Origin of the sequence: Lapillicoccus sp., assembly GCF_025353065.1 — a bacterium.
GTDB lineage: Bacteria > Actinomycetota > Actinomycetes > Actinomycetales > Dermatophilaceae > Lapillicoccus.
In genome coordinates this window covers 1-2,202 of record NZ_JANXRJ010000316.1, presented here as the reverse complement: position 1 = coordinate 2,202, position 2,202 = coordinate 1, and the positions used below count along the sequence as shown (strand labels likewise).

Sequence of the window (2,202 nt, the reverse complement as noted above, 5' to 3'; positions counted from 1 at the left end):
GTCGTAGAACGCGGATTCAACACCTTCAAGCAGTGGCGCGCCCTCGCCACCCGCTACGACAAGCTCGCCCTGACCTACCGCGCCGGCGTTGTCCTGCGAGCTGTCGTGCTGTGGCTCAACACATTAGGAGACACGCCCTAGTGCTGCGGCGGGTGACGCGGTCGAGGTGCCCCGGGCGAGCCCGGCCACGGCGGCGGGCGTCGAAGGAAGGGCCGCAGCCGAGGATGCAGCGCTCAGCAGGGTCGAGGTCAGGCTGCCGACCGCGATGACGGCCACGGTGGTCAGGACCGGAATCCTACGAGTCCGTCGTGCGACGACCGACGTGAACGCCATGAAGGGAACCCCCTGCTTGCTTGCTGCGGTTGGGACGGAGTTGAAAGTAGCGGAAAACTCCCTAAATGTCGCGTTTTTAGGTTATGTTCAGCCCGATTCGGCTTTCTCGCCCCTCACCGGGCTGCGGCTGCACCCAGTGAGGTTTGCTGCCTCGCCGGACACCGTGTTCGTTTGTGCCTGGTCCGTCTGTCGAAGGTCCGTTGAAGGTGGGGAGTGCGTCCGTGAGGCGTCGGTTGAGGTCTGTTCTCTGGTCCACGGGTGTTCCCGCCGGGGTAGCTGTCGTGATGACCGCTTCACTGCTGGTGGCTTCCCCCTTGGAGATCGCAGCCGCTTCCGCGGTGACCAACAGCCGGTTGCCGGAGGCACAGATCTGGTCCTCTGGCCCCCTGCCGGCGACGCGGTCCGTGCCCGGCAGGAATGCCTCGACACTGGCACCCTCGACGTCGCATGCCCTGCAGACCCCGGCAGCGGTCGCGGACCAGCTCCCCACCGGCGCTACCGGCACCGCGATCTTCCCCGCCACCCCACCAGCCCCCCACGCCGTACCCGGCGCCGCACAAGTGGGCTCCCTTCCGGTGCGACTTACCCTGGCCAGCCCGGCACCACCGGCCGGGGCAACCCCGAACTCCCCCTCGTCATCGACGTTGTCGTCGTCGATGCCAGCATCGGTGACAGTCACCGTGCACAGCCCGACCGAGGCGTCCGCGGCCGGGGTTCAGGGGCTCCTGCTGACCGTCCAGCCCGCTACCAGTTCGGCCCCGGCCGGGTCGAACAGCGCCCCGACCGCGACGATGGCAGTCACGCGGGCGGCGATCGCGTCAGCGTTGGGCGCGAACTTCGCCTCCCGCGCCCGCCTGGTCCAGCTGCCGCTCTGCGCCCTGCAGACCCCCCAGCTGGCCACCTGCCGCACCCAGACGGTCCTGCCAACAAGGCCCGACGCCACAAGCGTGGACGCCACCATCGCCCTCACGACCGCCCCCCCTGCTCAACCCGCTCCTCGACCCGCTCCGGCCGTGCCGGCCGTGCCGGCCGTACCGGGTGGTTCGACAGCGACCGCACCTCATCCCACCTCCGCACCCTCGGCACCCTCGGCACCCTCGGCAACTGCTGCGGGCGGTGCAGGTGCGGCGCCGATGACGGTGATGGCGGTGACTGCGGCGTCCTCCGGTCCGACGGGGGACTACACGGCGACGTCGCTGAGCCCGTCGGGTTCCTGGATGGCGGGCGGCTCGAGCGGCTCGTTCTCGTGGGCCTACCCGATCACGGTGCCGGCGGCGGTCGGCGGCAATGCTCCGGCGGTGTCGTTGGACTACAGCTCGTCCAGCCAGGACGGGCGGACCTCGGCGGCGAACGGGCAGGCGTCGTGGGTCGGCGACGGGTGGGACTACAGCCCCGGATACGTCGAACGCTCCTACAAGCCCTGCGCGAAGGACGGCACCGCCGGCAGCGGCGACCTGTGCTGGGCGGGTCAGGACGTCGTCTCCTTGTCGTTGGGGGGGATATCGACCTCACTGGTCCGGGACAGCGTGTCGGGCACGTGGCGGCTGGCCAACGACGACGGCTCCACGGCTGAGCTGCTCTCCGGGGCAGCTAACGGCGACGAGGGCGGGACCGGCGGCGCCGGGCAGGCGGGCGAGTACTGGAAGATCACCACCCGCGACGGCACCGCCTTCTACCTGGGCCGTAACCACCTACCCACCGGAGACGGTACCGACCCGGCCACCAACAGTGCCTGGACCGTCCCGGTCTTCGGCAACGACGCGAACGAGCCGTGCCACCAGGCCGCGTTCAACGACTCCTCCTGCCTGCAGGCCTGGCGGTGGAACCTCGACTACGTCGTCGACCCGCACGGAAACCTCACCACCTACA

The 2,202-nt window shown here is 69.8% G+C and carries 1 protein-coding gene and 2 pseudogenes; 2 read left to right on the top strand and 1 reads right to left on the bottom strand.

All coding sequences use genetic code 11. The features are described 5' to 3' along the window. Positions 1 to 141 (top strand): annotated as a pseudogene (locus Q0R63_RS22640) (IS5/IS1182 family transposase); the annotation flags it as partial. On the opposite strand, the gene Q0R63_RS22635 reads toward Q0R63_RS22640, so the two are convergent. Continuing rightward, positions 124 to 333, bottom strand: a complete 210-nt coding sequence (locus Q0R63_RS22635; RefSeq protein WP_295702364.1) for a hypothetical protein — start codon at positions 331 to 333, stop codon at positions 124 to 126. The pseudogene Q0R63_RS22640 and the gene Q0R63_RS22635 overlap by 18 nt on opposite strands. A gap of 668 nt (positions 334 to 1,001) precedes the next feature. Between Q0R63_RS22635 and Q0R63_RS22630 the strand changes: the two are divergent. Next, positions 1,002 to 2,202, top strand: a pseudogene (locus tag Q0R63_RS22630) (hypothetical protein); the annotation flags it as partial.

What these genes read in the sequence shown, in the direction of transcription:
- Q0R63_RS22635 (WP_295702364.1), bottom strand. Translation starts at nt 333, where the DNA reads ATGGCGTTCACGTCGGTCGTCGCACGACGGACTCGTAGGATTCCGGTC.